Raw genomic sequence first — 19,294 nt, forward strand, 5'->3', positions numbered from 1 at the left:
CCCGCACAGCGGTTTTTGGCACGAATCCCGCAAAAAAGCAGGGGATCGATACAAGGTCAATACTGAATACGCAGGTTGTTGATCGACAAAACTGACTTTCTTGACCTTTAAGTCAGAAAACCATTGACCGAAAAGTCAGAGCTGCTAAATTCGGCTGAAGTCGCTTAACAACAATAATGAGTTTGCGAGGCCCTCCGTGATCCAGTTTTTACTTAACCAGGAACTCCGTAGCGAGCACGCCCTGGACCCGAACCTGACCGTGCTCAATTACCTGCGTGAACACGTGGGCAAATCCGGCACCAAAGAAGGCTGCGCCAGCGGTGACTGCGGCGCCTGCACCGTGGTGGTCGGCGAGTTGCAAACGGATGACGACGGTCGCGAGCACATTCGCTATCGCAGCCTCAATTCGTGCCTGACCTTCGTTTCGTCGCTGCACGGCAAGCAATTGATCAGCGTCGAAGACCTCAAGCATCAGGGCGAACTGCACAGCGTGCAGAAAGCCATGGTCGAGTGCCACGGTTCGCAGTGCGGCTTCTGCACACCCGGTTTTGTGATGTCGCTGTTCGCACTGCAGAAGAACAGCGATGCGCCGGATCATGCCAAGGCCCACGAAGCGCTGGCCGGCAACCTCTGCCGCTGCACTGGCTATCGACCGATCCTGGCCGCCGCCGAACAATCCTGCTGCGGCAAGCAACCCGATCAATTCGATGCTCGCGAAGCCGAGACCATCGCCCGCCTCAAAGCCATCGCGCCCACCGATATCGGCGAACTCAACAGCGGCGACAAGCGCTGCCTGGTGCCGCTGACCGTCGCCGATCTGGCTGACCTCTACGACGCCTATCCACAAGCCCGTCTGCTGGCTGGCGGCACCGACCTTGCGCTGGAAGTCACCCAGTTTCACCGCACGCTGCCGGTGATGATCTACGTCGGCAACGTCGCCGAAATGAAGCGCATCGAGACCTTCGACGACCGCATTGAAATCGGCGCTGCCGCCGCCCTCTCCGACTGCTACGAAGCGTTGAACACCGAGTACCCGGATTTCGGCGAATTGCTGCATCGTTTCGCCTCGCTGCAGATCCGCAACCAGGGCACCCTCGGCGGCAACATCGGCAACGCGTCGCCGATCGGTGACTCACCGCCGCTGCTGATCGCCCTCGGCGCGCAGATCGTGCTGTGCAAGGGCGAAGTGCGTCGCACGCTCAACCTCGAAGACTATTTCATCGACTACCGCGTCACTGCGCGTCAGGAAAGCGAGTTCATCGAGAAGATCATCGTGCCGCGTGCCAGCGCTGAACAACTGTTCCGCGCCTACAAGGTTTCCAAGCGCCTGGACGATGACATCTCCGCCGTCTGCGCCGCGTTCAATCTGCGCATCGAAAATGGTGTGATCGCCGATGCGCGCGTTGCCTACGGTGGCATGGCAGCAATTCCGAAACGCGCAGCACATTGCGAAGCCGTGCTGCTCGGCCAGCCATTCAACAACGCCGTGATCGAACGCGCCTGCGCCGCGCTGGCAGAAGATTTCACCCCGCTCTCGGACTTCCGCGCCAGCAAGGAATATCGCCTGCTCAGCGCGCAGAATCTGCTGCGCAAATACTTCATCGAACTGCAAACACCGCACATCGAAACTCGGGTGACCGCTTATGTCTAATCATCACGGCGTAGAGAAAACTCAGGCTGAACTGGCCGAACTGTTTGCCCAGGATCTGACCAGCGGCGTCGGCCGCAGCGTCAAGCACGACAGCGCGGCCAAGCATGTGTCCGGTGAAGCGCAGTACATCGATGACCGGCTCGAATTTCCAAACCAGTTGCACCTTTATGCACGCATGTCGGATCGCGCCCACGCGAAAATCATCAGCATCGACACCACGCCGTGCTACGCCTTCGAAGGCGTGCGCATCGCCATCACCCACAAAGACGTGCCGGGTCTGAAAGACATCGGCCCGCTGCTGCCGGGCGATCCGCTGCTGGCGATTGACGACGTGCAATTCGTCGGTCAACCGGTACTCGCCGTGGCCGCGAAAGATCTGGAGACCGCGCGCAAAGCCGCGATGGCCGCGATCATCGAATACGAAGATCTGGAGCCAGTGCTCGACGTGGTCGAAGCCCTGCGCAAACGCCATTTCGTGCTCGACAGCCACACCCATCAGCGCGGCGACTCGGCCACGGCTTTGGCGACTGCCGAACATCGCATCCAGGGCACGCTGCACATCGGCGGCCAGGAACACTTTTATCTGGAGACGCAGATATCTTCGGTGATGCCGACCGAAGACGGCGGCATGATCGTCTACTGCTCAACGCAAAACCCCACCGAAGTGCAGAAACTGGTGGCCGAAGTCCTCGACGTATCCATGAACAAAATCGTCGTCGACATGCGCCGCATGGGCGGCGGTTTCGGCGGCAAGGAAACTCAGGCCGCCAGCCCGGCGTGCCTGTGCGCGGTGGTCGCGCACCTCACTGGCCAGCCGACCAAGATGCGCCTGCCACGGGTTGAAGACATGCTGATGACCGGCAAGCGTCACCCGTTTTACGTCGAGTACGACGTCGGCTTTGACAGCACCGGGCGCCTGCACGGGATCAACATGGACCTGGCCGGCAACTGCGGTTGCTCGCCGGACTTATCGGCGTCGATTGTCGACCGCGCGATGTTCCACTCGGACAACTCGTACTACCTCGGTGACGCGACCATCAACGGTCATCGCTGCAAGACCAACACCGCGTCGAATACCGCGTACCGTGGCTTCGGCGGCCCGCAAGGCATGGTCGCCATCGAAGAAGTGATGGACGCAATTGCCCGCCACTTGAACCTCGACCCACTGGCGGTGCGCAAGGCCAACTACTACGGCAAGACCGAGCGCAACGTCACGCATTACTACCAGACCGTCGAGCACAATATGCTCGAAGAGATGACCGCCGAACTGGAAGAAAGCAGCCAGTATTACGAGCGCCGCGAAGCGATCCGTCGCTACAACGCCAACAGCCCGATTCTGAAAAAAGGGCTCGCGCTGACCCCGGTGAAATTCGGTATTTCCTTCACCGCGAGCTTCCTCAATCAGGCCGGCGCGCTGATCCACGTCTACACCGACGGCAGCATCCATCTGAACCACGGCGGCACCGAGATGGGCCAGGGTCTGAACACCAAAGTCGCGCAAGTTGTGGCCGAGGTTTTCCAGGTGGAAATGGATCGGGTGCAGATCACCGCGACCAACACTGACAAGGTGCCGAACACTTCGCCGACTGCAGCTTCCAGCGGTGCCGACCTCAACGGTAAAGCCGCGCAGAATGCGGCAGAAATCATCAAGCAGCGTCTGGTCGAATTCGCCGCACGCCACTTCAAAGTCAGCGAAGAAGACGTGGAGTTCCACAACGGTCACGTACGGGTTCGCGATCACATCCTGACCTTTGAAGCGCTGATCCAGTTGGCGTATTTCAATCAGGTGTCGCTGTCGAGCACCGGGTTCTACAAGACCCCGAAAATCTACTACGACCGCAGCCAGGCACGTGGTCGGCCGTTCTACTATTTCGCCTTCGGTGCGGCGTGCTGTGAAGTGATCGTCGACACCCTGACCGGCGAGTACAAAATGCTGCGCACCGACATCCTGCACGACGTCGGCGCCTCGCTGAATCCGGCCATCGACATCGGCCAGGTCGAGGGCGGCTTCGTGCAGGGCATGGGCTGGCTGACCATGGAAGAACTGGTGTGGAACAACAAGGGCAAGCTGATGACCAACGGCCCGGCCAGCTACAAGATCCCGGCGGTAGCCGACATGCCGCTCGACCTGCGGGTGAAGCTGGTGGAAAACCGCAAGAACCCGGAAGACACGGTGTTCCATTCCAAGGCTGTCGGTGAGCCGCCGTTCATGCTCGGGATTGCGGCGTGGTGTGCGCTCAAGGATGCGGTGGCCAGTCTCGGTGACTATAAGCATCAGCCGAAGATTGATGCGCCGGCGACGCCGGAGCGGGTGTTGTGGGGGTGTGAGCAGATGCGACAGTTGAAGGTGGCGAAAGCTGTTGAGGCTGAAGCTGAGTTGGCTTCGCTCTAAAACCGCATCGCGGCCATCGCTGGCAAGCCAGCTCCCACAGGTTTGGCGTGGAATCCCAATTTTGTGGACACCATAAAACACTGTGGGAGCTGGCTTGCCAGCGATGAGGCCCGAACAGACAACGAAGATGTCGAGGTGAATATGTACAACTGGATCGACGCCCTCGCCGACCTGCAGAATCAGGGCGAGCCCTGCGTTCTGGTGACGATCATCGAAGAGCTTGGCTCGACGCCGCGCAACGCCGGCTCGAAGATGGTCATCAGCGCTCGCCAGACTTTCGACACCATCGGTGGCGGACACCTGGAATACAAAGCCATGCAGATCGCCCGCGAGATGCTCGCCAGCGGCAAGCAAGACACGCATCTGGAGCGCTTCAGCCTCGGCGCCAGCCTGGGCCAGTGCTGCGGCGGCGCCACGGTGTTGCTGTTCGAACCGATGGGTCAGGTGCAGGCACAAATCTGCGTATTCGGTGCGGGCCACGTCGGCCGCGCGCTGGTACCCTTGCTCGCCAGCCTGCCATGCCGGGTGCGCTGGATCGATTCGCGCGAGGACGAATTCCCCGCGCAGATCCCCCACGGCGTGCGCAAAATCGTCAGCGAAGAACCGGTGGATGAAGTCGATGACCTGCCCGCCGGCAGCTATTGCATCGTCATGACCCACAACCATCAACTGGATCTGGAACTGACTGCCGCGATCCTCAAGCGCAACGATTTCACTTGGTTCGGCCTGATCGGCTCGAAGACCAAACGCGCCAAGTTCGAACACCGTTTACGCGACCGTGGCTTCGATGCCAGCGTCGTGCAGCGCATGCGTTGCCCGATGGGCATTGGCGAAGTCAAAGGCAAATTGCCGGTGGAAATCGCCATCTCCATCGCTGGCGAAATCATCGCCACTTATAACGCGAATTTCGGCCAGCACACTGCCAGCGCCGAACCGATCGCCAAACTGCTGCCGGCCTCCCGGCGCAGTCAGGCCACCCAACTCAAAGCCTCAAATTGATTAGCCTCACATATAGAGAACGACATGCCTCTGACTCGTAAAGCCTACCGCGCCGCCATCCTGCACAGCATCGCCGACCCCGCCGAGGTCGGCATCGAAGCCTCCTACGAATATTTCGAGGACGGCCTGCTGGTGGTCGATGACGGCAAGATCAGCGCCCTCGGCCACGCCAGTGACCTGCTGCCGACCCTGCCGGCGGACATCGAGATCAACCACTATCAGGATGCGCTGATCACCCCCGGCTTCATCGACACGCACATCCATTTTCCGCAAACAGGCATGGTCGGTGCCTACGGCGAGCAACTGCTCGATTGGCTGAATACCTACACCTTCCCGTGCGAAAGCCAGTTCGCCGACAAGGCCCACGCCGACGAAGTTGCCGACATTTTCATCAAGGAACTCTTGCGCAACGGCACCACCACTGCGCTGGTGTTCGGCAGCATGCATCCGCAGTCAGTGAACTCGTTCTTCGAAGCCGCCGAGAAGCTCGACCTGCGCATGATCGCCGGCAAGGTGATGATGGACCGCAACGCGCCGGACTATCTGACTGACACCCCGGAATCGAGCTACGTCGACAGCAAGGCGCTGATCGAGCGCTGGCACGGCAAAGGTCGTCTGCACTACGCGGTGACGCCGCGCTTCGCCCCGACCAGCACCCCGGAACAGCTGACCCTCGCCGGCCAGTTGCTCAACGAATACCCGGATCTGTACATGCAGACCCACATCAGCGAAAACCTCAAGGAAGTCGAGTGGGTCAAGGAGCTGTTCCCGGAGCGCAAGGGCTATCTCGACGTCTACGATCACTACAAATTGCTCGGCGAGCGATCGGTGTTTGCCCACGGCGTACATCTGTGCGACGACGAATGCGCGCGCCTGGCAGAGACCGGTTCGGCGATCGCCTTCTGCCCGACCTCGAATCTGTTCCTCGGCAGCGGTTTGTTTAATTTGCCGATGGCCGAGAAGCACAAGGTCAATGTCGGCCTTGGGACTGACGTTGGCGGCGGCACCAGTTTTTCGCTGCTGCAAACCCTGAACGAAGCGTACAAAGTGATGCAGTTGCAGGGTGCGCGTTTGAGCCCGTTCAAATCGTTGTATCTGGCGACTTTGGGCGGTGCGCGTGCGCTGCGTCTGGAGGACAAGATCGGTAATCTGCAGCCGGGCAGCGACGCCGACTTCCTGGTGCTCGATTACAACGCTACGCCGCTGCTGAGCTATCGCTTGAAGCAGGCCAACAACATTGCCGAGACGTTGTTTGTGTTGATGACGCTGGGCGATGACCGGACGGTTGCCCAGACCTATGCCGCGGGTGCGTTGGTGCATCAGCGCTAGTTTTCTGCGGACAAAAAAATCCCCCGGTACTGCTCAGTCCGGGGGATTTTTTGTGCCTGTTGGATTGTCATCGCTGGCAAGCCAGCTCCCACAGGGTTTTATGGTGTTCACCAAGTTTGCGCAACACCGCAAATCCTGTGGGAGCTGGCTTGCCAGCGATTGGGGCCAACTCGGTCTACTTTAAAGCTTGGCGGCTGGCCGCCCTGGCTTCTTGGTCTGCAACAAATGCGAGAACACCGCATGCAGATCATCCGACGCACTTTCCTCATCGAGGTTGAGTTTGCTGTCGATGTGATCCATGTGATGCATCATCAGGTCCACCGCCAACTCGCCGTTGCGCGCTTCGATAGCGTCGATCAACTGGGTGTGTTCGTCGTAGGAACAGTGCGAGCGGTTGCCACTTTCATACTGCGCGATGATCAACGAAGTCTGCGACACCAGGCTGCGCTGAAAGCTGATCAGTGGCGCGTTCTTCGCCGCTTCGGCCAGCTTCAGGTGGAATTCGCCCGACAGACGGATACCGGCGCCGCGATCACCACGGGAGAAGCTGTCGCGTTCGTCGTTGACCATCTGCCGCAGTTCGGCAATTTCTTCAGCCGTCGCGTGTTGCACCGCCAGTTCAGTGATCGCGCGCTCTACCAGACGGCGGGCGAGGAACACTTGGCGCGCCTCTTCGACGCTCGGGCTGGCAACCACCGCGCCACGGTTCGGCCGCAACAACACCACGCCTTCATGGGCCAGACGCGAGAGTGCGCGGCGAATGATGGTGCGGCTGACCCCGAAAATTTCCCCCAGCGCTTCTTCGCTCAACTTGGTGCCGGGCGCCAGGCGCTGTTCGAGAATGGCCTCGAAGATATGCGCGTAGACAATATCGTCCTGGGTGCCGGTGCGGCCGGCTTTGCCTGCTCGCGGTTGTTTCTTGAGGGGTTGCAACTGTTCGTTCATGGGCACTCGAGTCGGAAGAACTGCGGCGAATAGACCGTGACTGTAATACGGCACAGTCGGTCGCTGGCAAGTATCGCGTAAAAAACACGCCGATTGTACACAATGGATGGTGGCAACACGACTGTACGGCTGTTTGTGACTTCCGCTGTATTGCAACGCTCCGTTACGTTTGAGTTTAGGCTTGATCGCAGAATCCGCTGCTTCGCTCTATGTAGGAGCTGCCGAAGGCTGCGATCTTTTGATGTTGCTTCTAAACAACAAGATCAAAAGATCGCAGCCTTCGGCAGCTCCTACAGGGGAAAACTGTCTTCTGTATAAGGAACACCGCTGTCATGAACGACATCACCCACACGCGCCTGCGCCCTTTCGCGGACACTTCGCCCTCGGCCATCGTCGCCGGGTTCATTGCGATGATGACCGGTTACACCAGTTCGCTGGTGCTGATGTTCCAGGCCGGGCAAGCGGCGGGCCTGAGCAGCGGGCAGATTTCCTCGTGGATCTGGGCGATTTCGATCGGCATGGCGGTGTGCTCGATCGGCCTGTCGCTGCGCTACCGCACGCCGATCACCATTGCCTGGTCGACGCCTGGCGCTGCATTGCTGATCACCAGCCTCGGCGGCGTGAGCTATGGCGAAGCGATTGGCGCCTATGTCACCTGCGCGGTGCTGGTGACCATTTGCGGTATGACCGGCAGTTTCGAACGGCTGGTGAAAAAGATTCCGGCATCGCTGGCGGCCGCGTTACTGGCGGGGATTCTGTTCAAGATCGGCAGCGAAATCTTCGTTGCCGCGCAGCACCGCACCGGGCTGGTGCTGGGGATGTTCTTCACTTATCTGGTGGTCAAGCGCCTGTCGCCGCGCTATGCAGTGCTCGCCGCGTTGCTGATCGGCACCGCGCTGTCGGGCTTCATGGGGCTGCTGGACTTCAGCGCTTTTCATCTGGAAGTGGCGACGCCGGTGTGGACCACGCCGCACTTCTCGCTCGCGGCGACCATCAGCATCGGCATCCCGCTGTTCGTGGTGGCGATGACCTCGCAGAACATGCCCGGCATCGCCGTATTGCGCGCCGACGGCTACAACGTCCAGGCCTCGCCATTGATCACCACCACCGGCATTGCTTCTCTGCTGCTTGCGCCGTTTGGCTCACATGGCATCAACCTCGCGGCGATCAGTGCGGCGATCTGCACCGGGCCGCATGCTCACGAGGATCGCAACAAGCGTTACACCGCTGCGGTGTGGTGCGGGATTTTCTACGGGATCGCCGGGGTGTTCGGCGCAACATTGGCGGCGCTGTTTGCTGCGCTGCCGAAAGAACTGGTGCTGTCGATTGCCGCGCTGGCGCTGTTCGGTTCGATCATCAATGGCTTGAGCATTGCCATGACCGAGGTCAAGGAGCGGGAAGCGGCGGTGATTACCTTTATGGTCACGGCGTCGGGGCTGACGCTGTTTTCCATCGGTTCGGCGTTCTGGGGGATTGTTGCGGGGGTGTTGACGCTGGTGATTCTGAATTGGCGTAAAGCCTGAAAACCAAAGATCCAGCAAAAAAAACGGCGACCCTTGGGTCGCCGTTTTTCATTACATCACTTTGCCGCGTTGACCGGTGTTTCCGGGTACCACACGTCCAGCAGCGGGCTGACGGTCATACCGGTCAGCTCAGTGCGGGATTTCAGCCAGGCTTCAACAGCAGCGCGCTGCTCTTCGTTGACCGAGCCACGCTTCTGCAGGCAAACCAGACCGAAGTCATCGCCGCCAACATAACCCAGACCGTTGGCTTCCATGGCTTCTTTGATGAATGCTTCGAGGAAAGCGTCAATGGCTTCTTCGGACAAGTCTTCTTTGAAGTCCAGGTTCAGTTCGAAACCCAGCTCTTGAAATTCATCGACGCACAGTTTTTTGCGCAGACGCTGGGAACGGTTAGTCGCCATTGGAACAATCCTCTTAAGTAATAACGGCCGGCACTTTAGCAGTTTAAGCCGCGTTTTGCCCGTCTCTGTGGGACGTGCGTGTGACCGCCGGTAAAAAAATCGCCGATTAGCCCCCTCGGATCGGGCACAAGCGGTAACACCTTGGGGCATAATGCCGACACTTTCATGACCACTGAGGGCTTTTTCATCCATGTCCTCGTCTTTTTTCCCCTCGGCTGTAGGGTTTTATTTCATATGATCAAATCGTTGCGTCCTCTGCTCCTCGCCGGCCTTCTTCTGCCGCTGGCCCTGTCTGTCTCCGCTGCCACTATCAATACTGCCCTGACCCCCAACGTCGAAAAAGCCCTGAAAGCCAGCAAGCTGCAGCCCAATGCGCTGTCGCTGGTGATGGTGCCACTCGATGGTCCGGGCAACCCGACCGTGTACAACGCCGACGTTTCGGTCAACCCGGCCTCGACCATGAAACTGGTCACCACTTACGCGGCGCTGGAAATGCTCGGCCCCAATCACCAGTGGAAAACCGAGTTCTACACCGACGGCGATCTGAGCGGCGGCATCCTCAACGGCAACCTCTACCTCAAGGGTGGCGGTGATCCGAAGCTCAACATGGAAAAACTCTGGCTGCTGATGCGCGACCTGCGCGCCAACGGCGTGACGCAGATTACCGGCGATCTGGTGCTCGATCGCAGTTTCTTCGTGCAGCCGCAGTTGCCGGAATTCAACGACGACGGCAATGACGAGAACAAACCGTTCCTGGTCAAACCGGATTCGCTGCTGGTCAACCTCAAGGCTCTGCGCTTTGTTGCGCGCAATGACGGCGGCCGCGTGCTGATTTCGGTCGAGCCGCCGATTGCAAGCATCAAAATTGAAAACACCGTCAAAGCGATCAACTCCAAGCAATGCACTGGCGGCGTGCGCTACAACCCGGTGCCGCAAGCCGATGGCAGCGTGACCGTGACCGTGGCCGGTCAGTTGGGCGATGGCTGCAGCTCGCAGACTTACCTGTCGCTGCTCGACCACGCGACTTACACCGCTGGCGCCGTGCGCGCGATCTGGAAGGAACTGGGCGGCAGCATTCAGGGCCGCGATCGTCTGGCGCCAACCCCGAGCAGCGCCAAAGTGCTGGCCCGCGCGTTCTCGCCGGATCTGGCGGAGATCATCCGCGACATCAACAAATACAGTAACAACACCATGGCCCAGCAGCTGTTCCTCAGCCTCGGCCAGAAATTCCGCAACGATGCCGATGGCGATGATGCCAAGGCTGCGCAGCGTGTAGTACGCCAGTGGCTGGCGAAGAAAGGCATCACCGCGCCGCATCTGGTGATGGAAAACGGTTCCGGGCTGTCCCGCGCCGAACGGGTCAGCGCGCGTGAGATGGCGGCCATGCTGCAAGCCGCGTGGCACAGCCCGTACGCCGCCGAGTACATCAGCTCGCTGCCGATTGCCGGCACTGACGGCACCATGCGCAAACGCCTGAAAACCACGGCGATGCGCGGCGAAGCCCACGTCAAGACCGGCACTTTGAACACCGTGCGGGCGATTGCCGGTTTCAGCCGTGATGTGAATGGCAACACCTGGGCGGTGGTGGCGATCCTTAACGACAAAGCCCCGTTTGGTGCGTCGTCGGTGCTGGATCAGGTGCTGCTGGATCTGTATAAACAGCCGCGATTGGCACAGACGGCTTCGGTCCTGTAACCACACCACAAAACACTGTGGGAGCGGGCTTGCCCGCGATGGCGGTTTGTCAGTCACTACATGTGCTGGCTGGACGGACGCTATCGCTGGCAAGCCAGCTCCCACAGGATTTGCGCCGTGCTCAATTTCAATTCATCTCCCGCTCAACCCGATCCCGCCCGTGCTGCTTGGCGGCATACACGCCGGAGTCGGCGCGCAGCAACAACGCATCCGCGCCCTCACCCACTCGCCAACTGGCGATGCCGAAACTCGCCGTCACCACCCCGACCACATCGACCGGCTCGCTGCGCAACCCCTGCCACAACTCCACCGCCAGCATGTATGCATGCTCGCCATCGATATCCGGGCACAACACCATGAATTCCTCGCCACCCAAGCGGCAGAACACATCGGTCCGGCGCAGCCGATGGCCAATGCGCTCGCACACCGCTTGCAACACTCGGTCACCCACGGCATGTCCGTACTGATCGTTGATGCGCTTGAAGTGGTCGATATCGAGCATGATCACCGACAGTTCGCCGCCACCACGCTCGACCCGCGCCATTTCCGTGGTCAGGCGCTCCTGAAAATACCGGCGGTTGTGAATCCCGGTCAGCGAATCAGTCACCGACAACGCGCGCAGTTCTTCCTCCACGCGTTTCAGGTCAGAGATGTCCGAGATATAGCCATGCCACAACACGCCGCCACCCGGCAGTTCTTCCGGGGTCGCCTCGCCGCGCACCCAGCGCAGGCCGCGACTCGGTAGTTGCACGCGATATTCCTCGCGCCACGGGCTGAGGTTCGCCGCCGAGGTGCGGATCGAGGAACGCACGCGCACGGTGTCCTGCGGATGAATGCGGGTGAAGATCGCCTCGGCGTCGAACAGCAACACGTCCGGTTCCAGCTCGTAGATCTCGCGGATGCCGTCGCTGGCGTAGATCACGCTGAAGCGCCCGTCGAACTCCATTTTGAACTGGTAGATGCCGCCCGGCACGTGAGCGCTGAGCTTTTTCAGCAGCACATCGCGCGCCGCCAGGGCTTCGTGTACGCGCTTGCGCTCGGTGATGTCGATGCAGATCGCCAGATGCCCGACCCACAAACCCTGCTCATCCAGCAGCGGAGTGGCGAGCATGTTCACCGGTAGATGGCTGCCGTCACTGCAGATCAGCGTCCACTCGCGCGCCTCATGGCCGCCGACTTCGCCGCCCTCGACCAGCATCGCCTGACAGGTCGGAATGTTCTTGCCATAACGCGCGCTCAACTCCGCCGCGCGCGCAATCAGCTCACGGGGAAAATGCAGGTTCTCCAAGGTCATGCGGCCGACCACTTCTTCGCTGCGATAGCCGAGCATCTGTTCGGCGCCGGGGTTGAAGGTGCTGATCACCCCGCGCAGGTCGGTGGCGATGATTGCCACTTGGGTCGCCGCGTTCAGCACGCCGCGTAGTTGGCCGTGGGTGCCGCGCAGTTCCTGTTCGCTGGCGTGCAGCTCTTGCGTGCGCTGCTCGACCAGCCGCAAGGCGCGCTGGCGCTGGCTGACCAGCACATATAACAGCGCGCTGAGCAGCAGACTGAGCAAGCCGCCGAGCACCACCACACTGCTGATCGACGAATGATTGGCCTGAACGAACGCCTCGCTCGGCGCGATATCCACCTGATAGTCGTGATCGGCCATGCGCAACAGGCGCGTGGCCGACAGATCACTCGGGGCCGGCGCGTTGCTCGATTCGAACAGCGCTTCATGCTCGTCGCTGGTGGACAGATCGAGAATGCGCACCGACAGGTAATCGTGGAACGCATCCGGCAGTCCATCGGCGAGCAACTGACGCATGCTGATCACCGCCATCACGTAGCCGAACGACTTCTGCTCGCCTTCGCGAATCACCGGCGCCACCAGCAGCACGCCGCGCGCGTAGGCCGGTTCGATGCTCACCAGATGCATCGGCTGCGACACCGCCAGGCTACCGAGGTGATCGGCGCGTTCCAGGGTCGAGCGGCGCAGCGGCTGCGCCAGCAGGTCATAACCCAGCGGCGAGCCGAGCCGACTCTGGGTCTGGCTGTACAGCACGACCACGTATTCATCACGGGCAGCGGCAATTTGCAGCGCCCCTTGAGCATCGAGCTCACGCACGCTGAAGTTGCTCAAACCTTCGTCGCGCACCTGCTGCTCGAATTGCGCGCGCTCGGCACCGCTCACTCGCAGAGCGAACGAATAGGCTTGGGTACGCAGTAATAAAGGATGGGTGTAACCGTCGAACTCGGCGCGGGACACCGATTTGGAGTTGGCGAAGAACCGGCGCAGGCTGTCGAGCCGCTGCTCCTGATCCTGAAAACGCTCTTCGATGCGGCTGTAACGCTCATTCGCCAGTAGCTGAAAGCGCTGACGCAATTGTTGATTGAATTGATTGAGCGTGGCCCAGGCGAGCAGCCCCGTAAGAATCCCGCCGGCGAGCAATACCAGCAGCGCGACCAGCCAGGCCGAGACGTCTTCACTGATAAAACCCAGAATCTTCGGGCGTACGGGGTGCAACGACATAAAGGCAACTCACTACGCCAGAGTTTCGGAGAAACCCCCTAGGCCGTGAGTAGATTTATAGCTATTAGCCACTAACTTTGCTAGCACTGAACGGATCCACGAGCCTATAAGAATCAAGGCTCTGTGGATCCAGGTGCTCAGAGTGTCAACGAGCCGTGATTTTCCAGGCGCGGTGGATCTTGGTGTTGCGCGCGAAATCCGGATCAATGGTCTGTGCGCTGATTTCCTCGACCGCGTAACGCTCGGCGAGGTTTTCTTCGAGCTGGAACTTGCGGAAGTTGTTGGAGAAGTACAACACCCCGCCCGGCGCCAGGCGCGCCATCGCCAGATCGATCAACTGCACCTGATCGCGCTGCACATCGAAAATGCCTTCCATGCGCTTGGAGTTGGAGAAGGTCGGCGGATCGATGAAGATCAGGTCGTACTCTTCGCGGCAGCTCTCCAGCCACGCCATCACGTCGCCCTGCTCCAGACGATTCTTGTCGGAAAAACCGTTCAGCGACAGGTTGCGGCGCGCCCAGTCGAGGTAGGTTTTCGACAGGTCGACGCTGGTGGTGCTGCGCGCGCCACCCTTGGCCGCGTGCACACTGGCGGTCGCGGTGTAGCAATACAGATTGAGGAAGCGCTTGCCGGCCGCCTCTTTCTGAATGCGCAGACGCATCGCACGGTGGTCGAGGAACAGCCCGGTGTCGAGGTAGTCGGTGAGGTTGACCAGCAACTTGACGCCACCCTCGGTCACTTCATTGAACTTGCCCTGAGCAGCCTGGCGCTCGTACTGCTTGGTGCCGCTCTGACGCTCGCGACGTTTGACCACCACGCGGCTCTTGTCGATGTTCAGCGCCTGGGGAATGGCCGCCAGTGCATCGAACATGCGAATCGAAGCTTTTTCCGGATCAATCGACTTCGGCGCAGCGTATTCCTGCACATGCACCCAGTCGTGGTACAGGTCGATGGCCATGGCGTATTCCGGCATGTCCGCATCGTAGACGCGGTAGCAATCGATGCCTTCGCGCTTGACCCACTTGCCCAGTGCCTTGAGATTTTTCTGCAGGCGGTTGGCAAACATCTGCCCGCCTTCACTCAAACGCGCCTGCTCGACCACTGGCGCCGGGGCCGGCACAGGTTTGATCGGGTTGCCGTTCTTGTTGAATTTGCGCTCTTGCGGCTCGTCCGGCAGTTGATCGTAAACCGCTTGCTCGCGTTCGGCCTGACGTTGCTCCGGGGTGCGGCGCTCGCCAGTGACGAACTGATCAGGCGTGACTTTGATCAATAGCAACTTGCACGGCAACGCGCCGTTCCAGAACGAATACTGTTTGTGGCTGCGAATGCCCATGCGCTTGCCCAGTTCCGGCGCGCCGGTGAACACCGCGGCCTCCCAGTTCAGGCAGGCCTGACGCAGACGCTCGCCGAGATTCTGGTAGAGATACAGCAGGCTGGCTTCGTCACCCAGACGCTCGCCGTACGGCGGGTTGCAGATCACCAGGCCTTTCTGATTCTGATCCGGGCGCGGCTCGAAGGTCGCGACTTCGCCCTGGTAGATCTTGATCCACTCGCTCAGGCCGGCACGTTCAACGTTGTTACGGCCTGGCTGAATCAGGCGTGGGTCGGCTTCATAACCGCGAATCCACAGCGGTGGCTTGGCCAGACCGGCAGCGGCGCGCTCACTCGCTTCTTCGTGCAGCTTTTTCCACAGCGCCGGCACGTGACCCAGCCATGCGGTGAAGCCCCACTGCTCGCGACGCAGGTTCGGTGCCATGTCGGCGGCAATCATGCCGGCTTCGACGAGGAACGTACCGACACCGCACATCGGGTCAGCCAGCGCGCCGCCATCGGCAGCAATGCGCGGCCAGCCGGAACGGATCAGGATCGCGGCCGCGAGGTTTTCCTTCAGCGGTGCAGCGCCCTGCTGCAAGCGGTAACCGCGCTGGTGCAGGCTGTGGCCGGACAGATCGAGGGACAGAATCGCTTCGCCGCGATCCAGACGCAGGTGAATGCGCAGGTCCGGATTGAGCTTGTCAATCGACGGACGGTCGCCTTGCGGGGTGCGCAGTTTGTCGACGATGGCGTCTTTGACTTTCAACGCGCCGAAGTGCGTGTTGTCGATGCCCGAGCCGTGGCCGCTGAACTCGACGGCCAGGGTGCCGTCGCTGAGCATGTGATCCTGCCACTCGACGTCGAGCACGCCGTGGTACAGGTCTTCCGCGTCTTTCATCGCGAAGCGCTTGAGCACCAGCAACACGCGGTTGGCCAGGCGCGACCACAGGCACAGGCGATAGGCGGTTTCCATGGTCGCCATGCCACGCACAGCAGAGGTGTGCTCGCGTGCGTCTTCAAGGCCAAGCCCGACGGCTTCCTCGATGAGCAGGCCTTCAAGGCCTTTGGGGCAAGTGAGGAAGATTTCGAATTGATCGGACATTGGAATTTCAGAGCCTTTGGCTGAGTGAACCGGCAACGCATTGCCGATCCGGTTTTCAATCAGGCGCTTTTCTGTGAGAGCGCCCGCGTGGCACGAAGGTGTGCCGTTCCATCCCTGCTGCTCGAATTAAAGAGCTTAGATGCCGGGACAGAGAAAAAAGTTGAAGCAACAAAATGACTCAAAGCAACCCTTCGTCGAATAATGCCCCAGTGTAAACGTGGGTCATTCTCACTAAAGGATTAACCTCATTATGCAGCGCGGTGCCGATCATACCGGGGTTTGGCCACGAAGCGCTCAGCAAATGCGCTGTTACTTATGGCCATAGCATCTTTTTCGTTACGTCCTTATTACAAAACGGTCATTCCCTCGATGTGACGCTTTGGTTAGAACTTGTCTCAGGTTGACGTCCCAACGGCGTCAACACCTTGGCTCGCCACGCCGGCAGCGGGCCGCCAACGGCAGATCTTTTTTCTGCCAGACCTCAATTGAGGTCGACGCGACATATACAGTCAACAAGTGAGGGAAACACCCTATGAGAAGACTTAAGCGTGATCCGTTGGAAAGAGCATTTTTGCGCGGATATCAATATGGCGTTGGTGGCAAATCCCGTGAGCTTTGCCCATTTACTCTACCGTCGGTACGTCAAGCCTGGATCAACGGCTGGCGAGAAGGACGCGGCGACAACTGGGACGGTATGACCGGCACTGCGGGAATCCACAGACTCAACGAACTTCACGCCGTCGGCTGACACAGGGCATTAATTCCGACACGACAATCTGAACATGTAACACCTTAACCACGCACGTCCCTCCCGGACGGCGGGCTGCGGCCCAGGGGCTCCTTCGAGGAGCCCTTTTTTATGCATCACATTCAACACTATTCCTGTGGCGAGGGGATTTATCCCCGTTGGGTCGCGCAGCGGCCCCAAAACCTGTCACCTCGGTGCCCCAGATAAATCAAAAGATCAGAAACGACGACTGCTGCGCAGCCGAGCGGGGATAAATCCCCTCGCCACAAGAGCCCCTTGCCAGATTCAGCGTCCGACTTTCATTGCGGCGATGGCGTCCACCGATTCACGAATCAGCGCCGGGCCTTTATAGATGAAGCCGGAGTAGATCTGCACAAGGCTCGCGCCGGCAGCAATCTTCTCGGCTGCATGCTTGCCTTCGGTAATCCCGCCCGCCGCGATGATCGGCAGACGACCGCCCAGCTCCGCCGCCAGCACTTTCACCGTGTGCGTGCTCTTCTCACGCACCGGCGCACCGGACAGACCGCCCATCTCGTCGCCATGTTCCATGCCTTCGACGCCAACGCGACTCAGGGTGGTGTTGGTGGCGATCACCGCATCCATCCCGGTTTCGATCAGTGCCTGGGCAACCTGCGCGGTTTCTTCGTCGGTCATGTCCGGGGCGATCTTGATCGCCAGCGGCACATGCTTGCCGTGACGCAGCGCCAGTTCGGCGCGACGCAGGGCCAAGTCCGCCAGCAACTGTTTGAGCGAATCACCGAATTGCAGGCTGCGCAGGCCCGGGGTGTTCGGCGAGCTGACGTTGACCGTGATGTAACTGGCGTGGGCGTAAACCTTGTCCAGGCAGATCAGGTAGTCGTCGACTGCGCGCTCGACCGGGGTGTCGAAATTCTTGCCGATATTGATCCCAAGCACGCCTTTATATTTGGCGGCAGCAACCCGCGCCAACAGGTGATCAACGCCAAGGTTATTGAACCCCATGCGATTGATGATCGCCTCGGCTTCTGGCAAGCGGAAGATCCGTGGTTTCGGGTTGCCCGGCTGCGGACGCGGGGTGATGGTGCCGATCTCGACGAAACCGAAACCCAACTGCGCAAAGCCGTCGATAGCCGCGCCGTTCTTGTCCAGACCTGCGGCCAGACCCACCGGGTTCGGGAAGTCCAGACCCATGACGTTCACCGGCACGTGCGCCGGGGCCTTGCACAGCAAGCCGTTGAGGCCCAAACGTCCGCCCGCGCCGATCAGATCCAGCGACAGGTCGTGGGAGGTTTCCGGGGAGAGTTTGAACAACAGCTGACGGGCCAGGGTGTACATGGGCGGCGATGACTCGGGCGGCGAAAAGAGGCGGCGATTATAGCCGGGCATGACCCTGCGGCGCGAGGCGCACGCGCAAATCCATGTGCGTGGCATATGCCTTGCACCCCGGTATTTCACGATCGCTTTTGCAGGTGCATGCAATGACTCAACCTTCTGCCGGGCCGCTGGCCTGGGTCAACGGCAGCGACGCCCCGGAAAAAAGCGCAATCAATCTCGGCTTCATGGCCCTGAGCGACTGCGCCTCGCTGGTGGTCGCCGCCACGCAGGGCTTCGCTCAACCTTATGGCCTGACCCTCAACCTCAAGCGTCAGACCTCGTGGGCCAATCTGCGCGACAAACTGGTCAGCGGTGAACTGGATGCCGCGCACAGTCTGTATGGCCTGATCTACGCGGTGCATCTGGGCATCGGCGGCGTGGCGCCGACCGACATGGCGGTGTTGATGGGCCTCAACCAGAACGGTCAGAGCCTCAACCTGTCCCACGGCTTGCAACGGCTCGGTGTGACCAGTCCTGAAGCGCTCGACCGCCATGTGCACCATTCGCGCGCAAAACTCACCTTCGCGCAGACTTTCCCCACCGGCACTCACGCGATGTGGCTGTATTACTGGCTGGCGAGCCAAGGCATTCATCCACTGCGCGATGTCGATAGCGTGGTGGTACCACCGCCGCAAATGGTCGCGCACTTGCAGGCCGGGCGTATCGACGGTTTCTGCGTCGGCGAGCCATGGGCAGCCAGCGCGGTACAACAGGATCTCGGCTTTACGTTGGCGACCAGCCAGACCATCTGGCCCGATCACCCGGAAAAAGTCCTCGGCTGCACCCGCGCTTTCGTCGAGCAGTATCCGAATACCGCACGGGCGCTGGTGATGGCGATTCTCGAAGCCAGCCGTTTCATCGAAGCAAGCCCGGAAAACCGCCGCAGCACCGCACAGTTGCTGAGCGCGCCGGAATATCTCGACGCGCCGGTTGCCTGTATCGAACCGCGGTTTACCGGCGACTACGCCGACGGTCTCGGCAATCGCTGGCAAGACCCGCACGCGCTACGCTTTCACGGCGACGGCGCGGTCAATCTGCCGTACCTGTCGGACGGCATGTGGTTCATGACCCAGTTCCGCCGCTGGGGTTTGCTGCGTGATGACCCGGATTACCTCAGTGTCGCCCGTCAGGTGCAGCAACTGGCGCTATACCGCGACGCAGCGACGGCCATCGGTGTGCCGCTGGGCGTGGACGATATGCGCAGCAGCCAGTTGATCGACGGCAAGATCTGGGACGGCAGCGACCCCGCAGCCTACGCCCGCAGTTTCAAGCTGCACGCGCTGAGTGACAGCGCTGCCCTTCTCGCCCGCCGCTGACAGGAGATCGCGAA

General features: G+C 60.4%; 13 protein-coding genes. 8 read left to right on the forward strand and 5 right to left on the reverse strand.

Going from position 1 to position 19,294, the window contains the following annotated elements; translation table 11 throughout:
- Positions 1 to 196: 196 nt before the first annotated feature.
- From xdhA to guaD, 4 genes are all read left to right on the forward strand, one after another.
- Positions 197 to 1,651, forward strand: coding sequence for a xanthine dehydrogenase small subunit (gene xdhA / locus ACOI8A_RS04030; RefSeq protein WP_420648792.1), 1,455 nt, complete (start codon positions 197 to 199; stop codon positions 1,649 to 1,651).
- Entirely contained in the window at positions 1,644 to 4,043 is a 2,400-nt protein-coding gene (gene xdhB, locus ACOI8A_RS04035; protein ID WP_420651329.1) for a xanthine dehydrogenase molybdopterin binding subunit, read from the forward strand. The genes xdhA and xdhB overlap by 8 nt, the downstream gene beginning before the upstream one ends.
- Before the next feature lie 141 nt (positions 4,044 to 4,184).
- Positions 4,185 to 5,042: a xanthine dehydrogenase accessory protein XdhC gene (gene xdhC / locus ACOI8A_RS04040; RefSeq protein ID WP_420648794.1), complete on the forward strand. Its 858-nt coding sequence runs from the start codon at positions 4,185 to 4,187 to the stop codon at positions 5,040 to 5,042.
- 24 nt (positions 5,043 to 5,066) lie between these two features.
- A complete protein-coding gene (gene guaD / locus ACOI8A_RS04045; RefSeq protein ID WP_420648795.1) occupies positions 5,067 to 6,371 on the forward strand; it encodes a guanine deaminase in 1,305 nt (434 codons plus the stop codon).
- 180 nt (positions 6,372 to 6,551) lie between these two features.
- Here guaD and ACOI8A_RS04050 read toward each other — a convergent pair whose 3' ends face one another.
- Entirely contained in the window at positions 6,552 to 7,316 is a 765-nt protein-coding gene (locus ACOI8A_RS04050) for a GntR family transcriptional regulator (RefSeq protein ID WP_420648796.1), read from the reverse strand.
- A 332-nt stretch (positions 7,317 to 7,648) separates the two neighbouring features.
- Between ACOI8A_RS04050 and ACOI8A_RS04055 the strand changes: the two genes are divergently transcribed.
- Positions 7,649 to 8,839 (forward strand): benzoate/H(+) symporter BenE family transporter, encoded by a 1,191-nt coding sequence (locus tag ACOI8A_RS04055; protein ID WP_420648797.1) that lies wholly within the window; start codon positions 7,649 to 7,651, stop codon positions 8,837 to 8,839.
- A 56-nt stretch (positions 8,840 to 8,895) separates the two neighbouring features.
- Here the strand turns inward: ACOI8A_RS04055 and ACOI8A_RS04060 are convergent, their stop codons facing one another.
- Entirely contained in the window at positions 8,896 to 9,240 is a 345-nt protein-coding gene (locus tag ACOI8A_RS04060) for a YggL family protein (protein ID WP_420648798.1), read from the reverse strand.
- Between the two features lie 234 nt (positions 9,241 to 9,474).
- On the opposite strand from ACOI8A_RS04060, the gene dacB reads away from it, so the two are divergent.
- The gene (gene dacB, locus ACOI8A_RS04065) at positions 9,475 to 10,935 is read left to right on the forward strand and encodes a D-alanyl-D-alanine carboxypeptidase/D-alanyl-D-alanine endopeptidase (protein WP_420648799.1); all 1,461 of its coding nucleotides are present in this window, start codon (positions 9,475 to 9,477) and stop codon (positions 10,933 to 10,935) included.
- Between the two features lie 127 nt (positions 10,936 to 11,062).
- Here the strand turns inward: dacB and ACOI8A_RS04070 are convergent, their stop codons facing one another.
- Both ACOI8A_RS04070 and rlmKL read right to left on the reverse strand, forming a co-directional pair.
- Positions 11,063 to 13,447, reverse strand: a complete 2,385-nt coding sequence (locus ACOI8A_RS04070) for a sensor domain-containing diguanylate cyclase (protein ID WP_420648800.1) — start codon at positions 13,445 to 13,447, stop codon at positions 11,063 to 11,065.
- A 145-nt stretch (positions 13,448 to 13,592) separates the two neighbouring features.
- Positions 13,593 to 15,863, reverse strand: a complete 2,271-nt coding sequence (gene rlmKL / locus ACOI8A_RS04075) for a bifunctional 23S rRNA (guanine(2069)-N(7))-methyltransferase RlmK/23S rRNA (guanine(2445)-N(2))-methyltransferase RlmL (RefSeq protein ID WP_420648801.1) — start codon at positions 15,861 to 15,863, stop codon at positions 13,593 to 13,595.
- Between the two features lie 532 nt (positions 15,864 to 16,395).
- Here rlmKL and rmf point away from each other — a divergent pair.
- On the forward strand, positions 16,396 to 16,611 hold the full coding sequence (gene rmf / locus ACOI8A_RS04080) for a ribosome modulation factor (RefSeq protein ID WP_003223300.1): 216 nt from the start codon (positions 16,396 to 16,398) through the stop codon (positions 16,609 to 16,611).
- Positions 16,612 to 16,896: 285 nt separating this feature from the next.
- Here rmf and ACOI8A_RS04085 read toward each other — a convergent pair whose 3' ends face one another.
- Positions 16,897 to 17,925, reverse strand: a complete 1,029-nt coding sequence (locus ACOI8A_RS04085) for a quinone-dependent dihydroorotate dehydrogenase (RefSeq protein ID WP_420648802.1) — start codon at positions 17,923 to 17,925, stop codon at positions 16,897 to 16,899.
- A 143-nt stretch (positions 17,926 to 18,068) separates the two neighbouring features.
- On the opposite strand from ACOI8A_RS04085, the gene ACOI8A_RS04090 reads away from it, so the two are divergent.
- Positions 18,069 to 19,280, forward strand: coding sequence for a CmpA/NrtA family ABC transporter substrate-binding protein (locus tag ACOI8A_RS04090; RefSeq protein WP_420648803.1), 1,212 nt, complete (start codon positions 18,069 to 18,071; stop codon positions 19,278 to 19,280).
- Positions 19,281 to 19,294 lie beyond the last annotated feature (14 nt).

This window comes from Pseudomonas sp. P4795, from assembly GCF_048822895.1.
Taxonomy (GTDB): domain Bacteria; phylum Pseudomonadota; class Gammaproteobacteria; order Pseudomonadales; family Pseudomonadaceae; genus Aquipseudomonas.

Bases quoted from the DNA above. Each gene is read 5' to 3' on its own strand.
- ACOI8A_RS04070 (WP_420648800.1), bottom strand. From the start codon at position 13,447: ATGTCGTTGCACCCCGTACGCCCGAAGATTCTGGGTTTTATCAGTGAA.
- ACOI8A_RS04085 (WP_420648802.1), bottom strand. From the start codon at position 17,925: ATGTACACCCTGGCCCGTCAGCTGTTGTTCAAACTCTCCCCGGAAACC.
- ACOI8A_RS04060 (WP_420648798.1), bottom strand. From the start codon at position 9,240: ATGGCGACTAACCGTTCCCAGCGTCTGCGCAAAAAACTGTGCGTCGAT.
- rlmKL (WP_420648801.1), bottom strand. From the start codon at position 15,863: ATGTCCGATCAATTCGAAATCTTCCTCACTTGCCCCAAAGGCCTTGAA.
- xdhB (WP_420651329.1), top strand. From the start codon at position 1,644: ATGTCTAATCATCACGGCGTAGAGAAAACTCAGGCTGAACTGGCCGAA.
- guaD (WP_420648795.1), top strand. From the start codon at position 5,067: ATGCCTCTGACTCGTAAAGCCTACCGCGCCGCCATCCTGCACAGCATC.
- ACOI8A_RS04090 (WP_420648803.1), top strand. From the start codon at position 18,069: ATGACTCAACCTTCTGCCGGGCCGCTGGCCTGGGTCAACGGCAGCGAC.
- dacB (WP_420648799.1), top strand. From the start codon at position 9,475: ATGATCAAATCGTTGCGTCCTCTGCTCCTCGCCGGCCTTCTTCTGCCG.
- xdhC (WP_420648794.1), top strand. From the start codon at position 4,185: ATGTACAACTGGATCGACGCCCTCGCCGACCTGCAGAATCAGGGCGAG.
- ACOI8A_RS04050 (WP_420648796.1), bottom strand. From the start codon at position 7,316: ATGAACGAACAGTTGCAACCCCTCAAGAAACAACCGCGAGCAGGCAAA.
- ACOI8A_RS04055 (WP_420648797.1), top strand. From the start codon at position 7,649: ATGAACGACATCACCCACACGCGCCTGCGCCCTTTCGCGGACACTTCG.
- rmf (WP_003223300.1), top strand. From the start codon at position 16,396: ATGAGAAGACTTAAGCGTGATCCGTTGGAAAGAGCATTTTTGCGCGGA.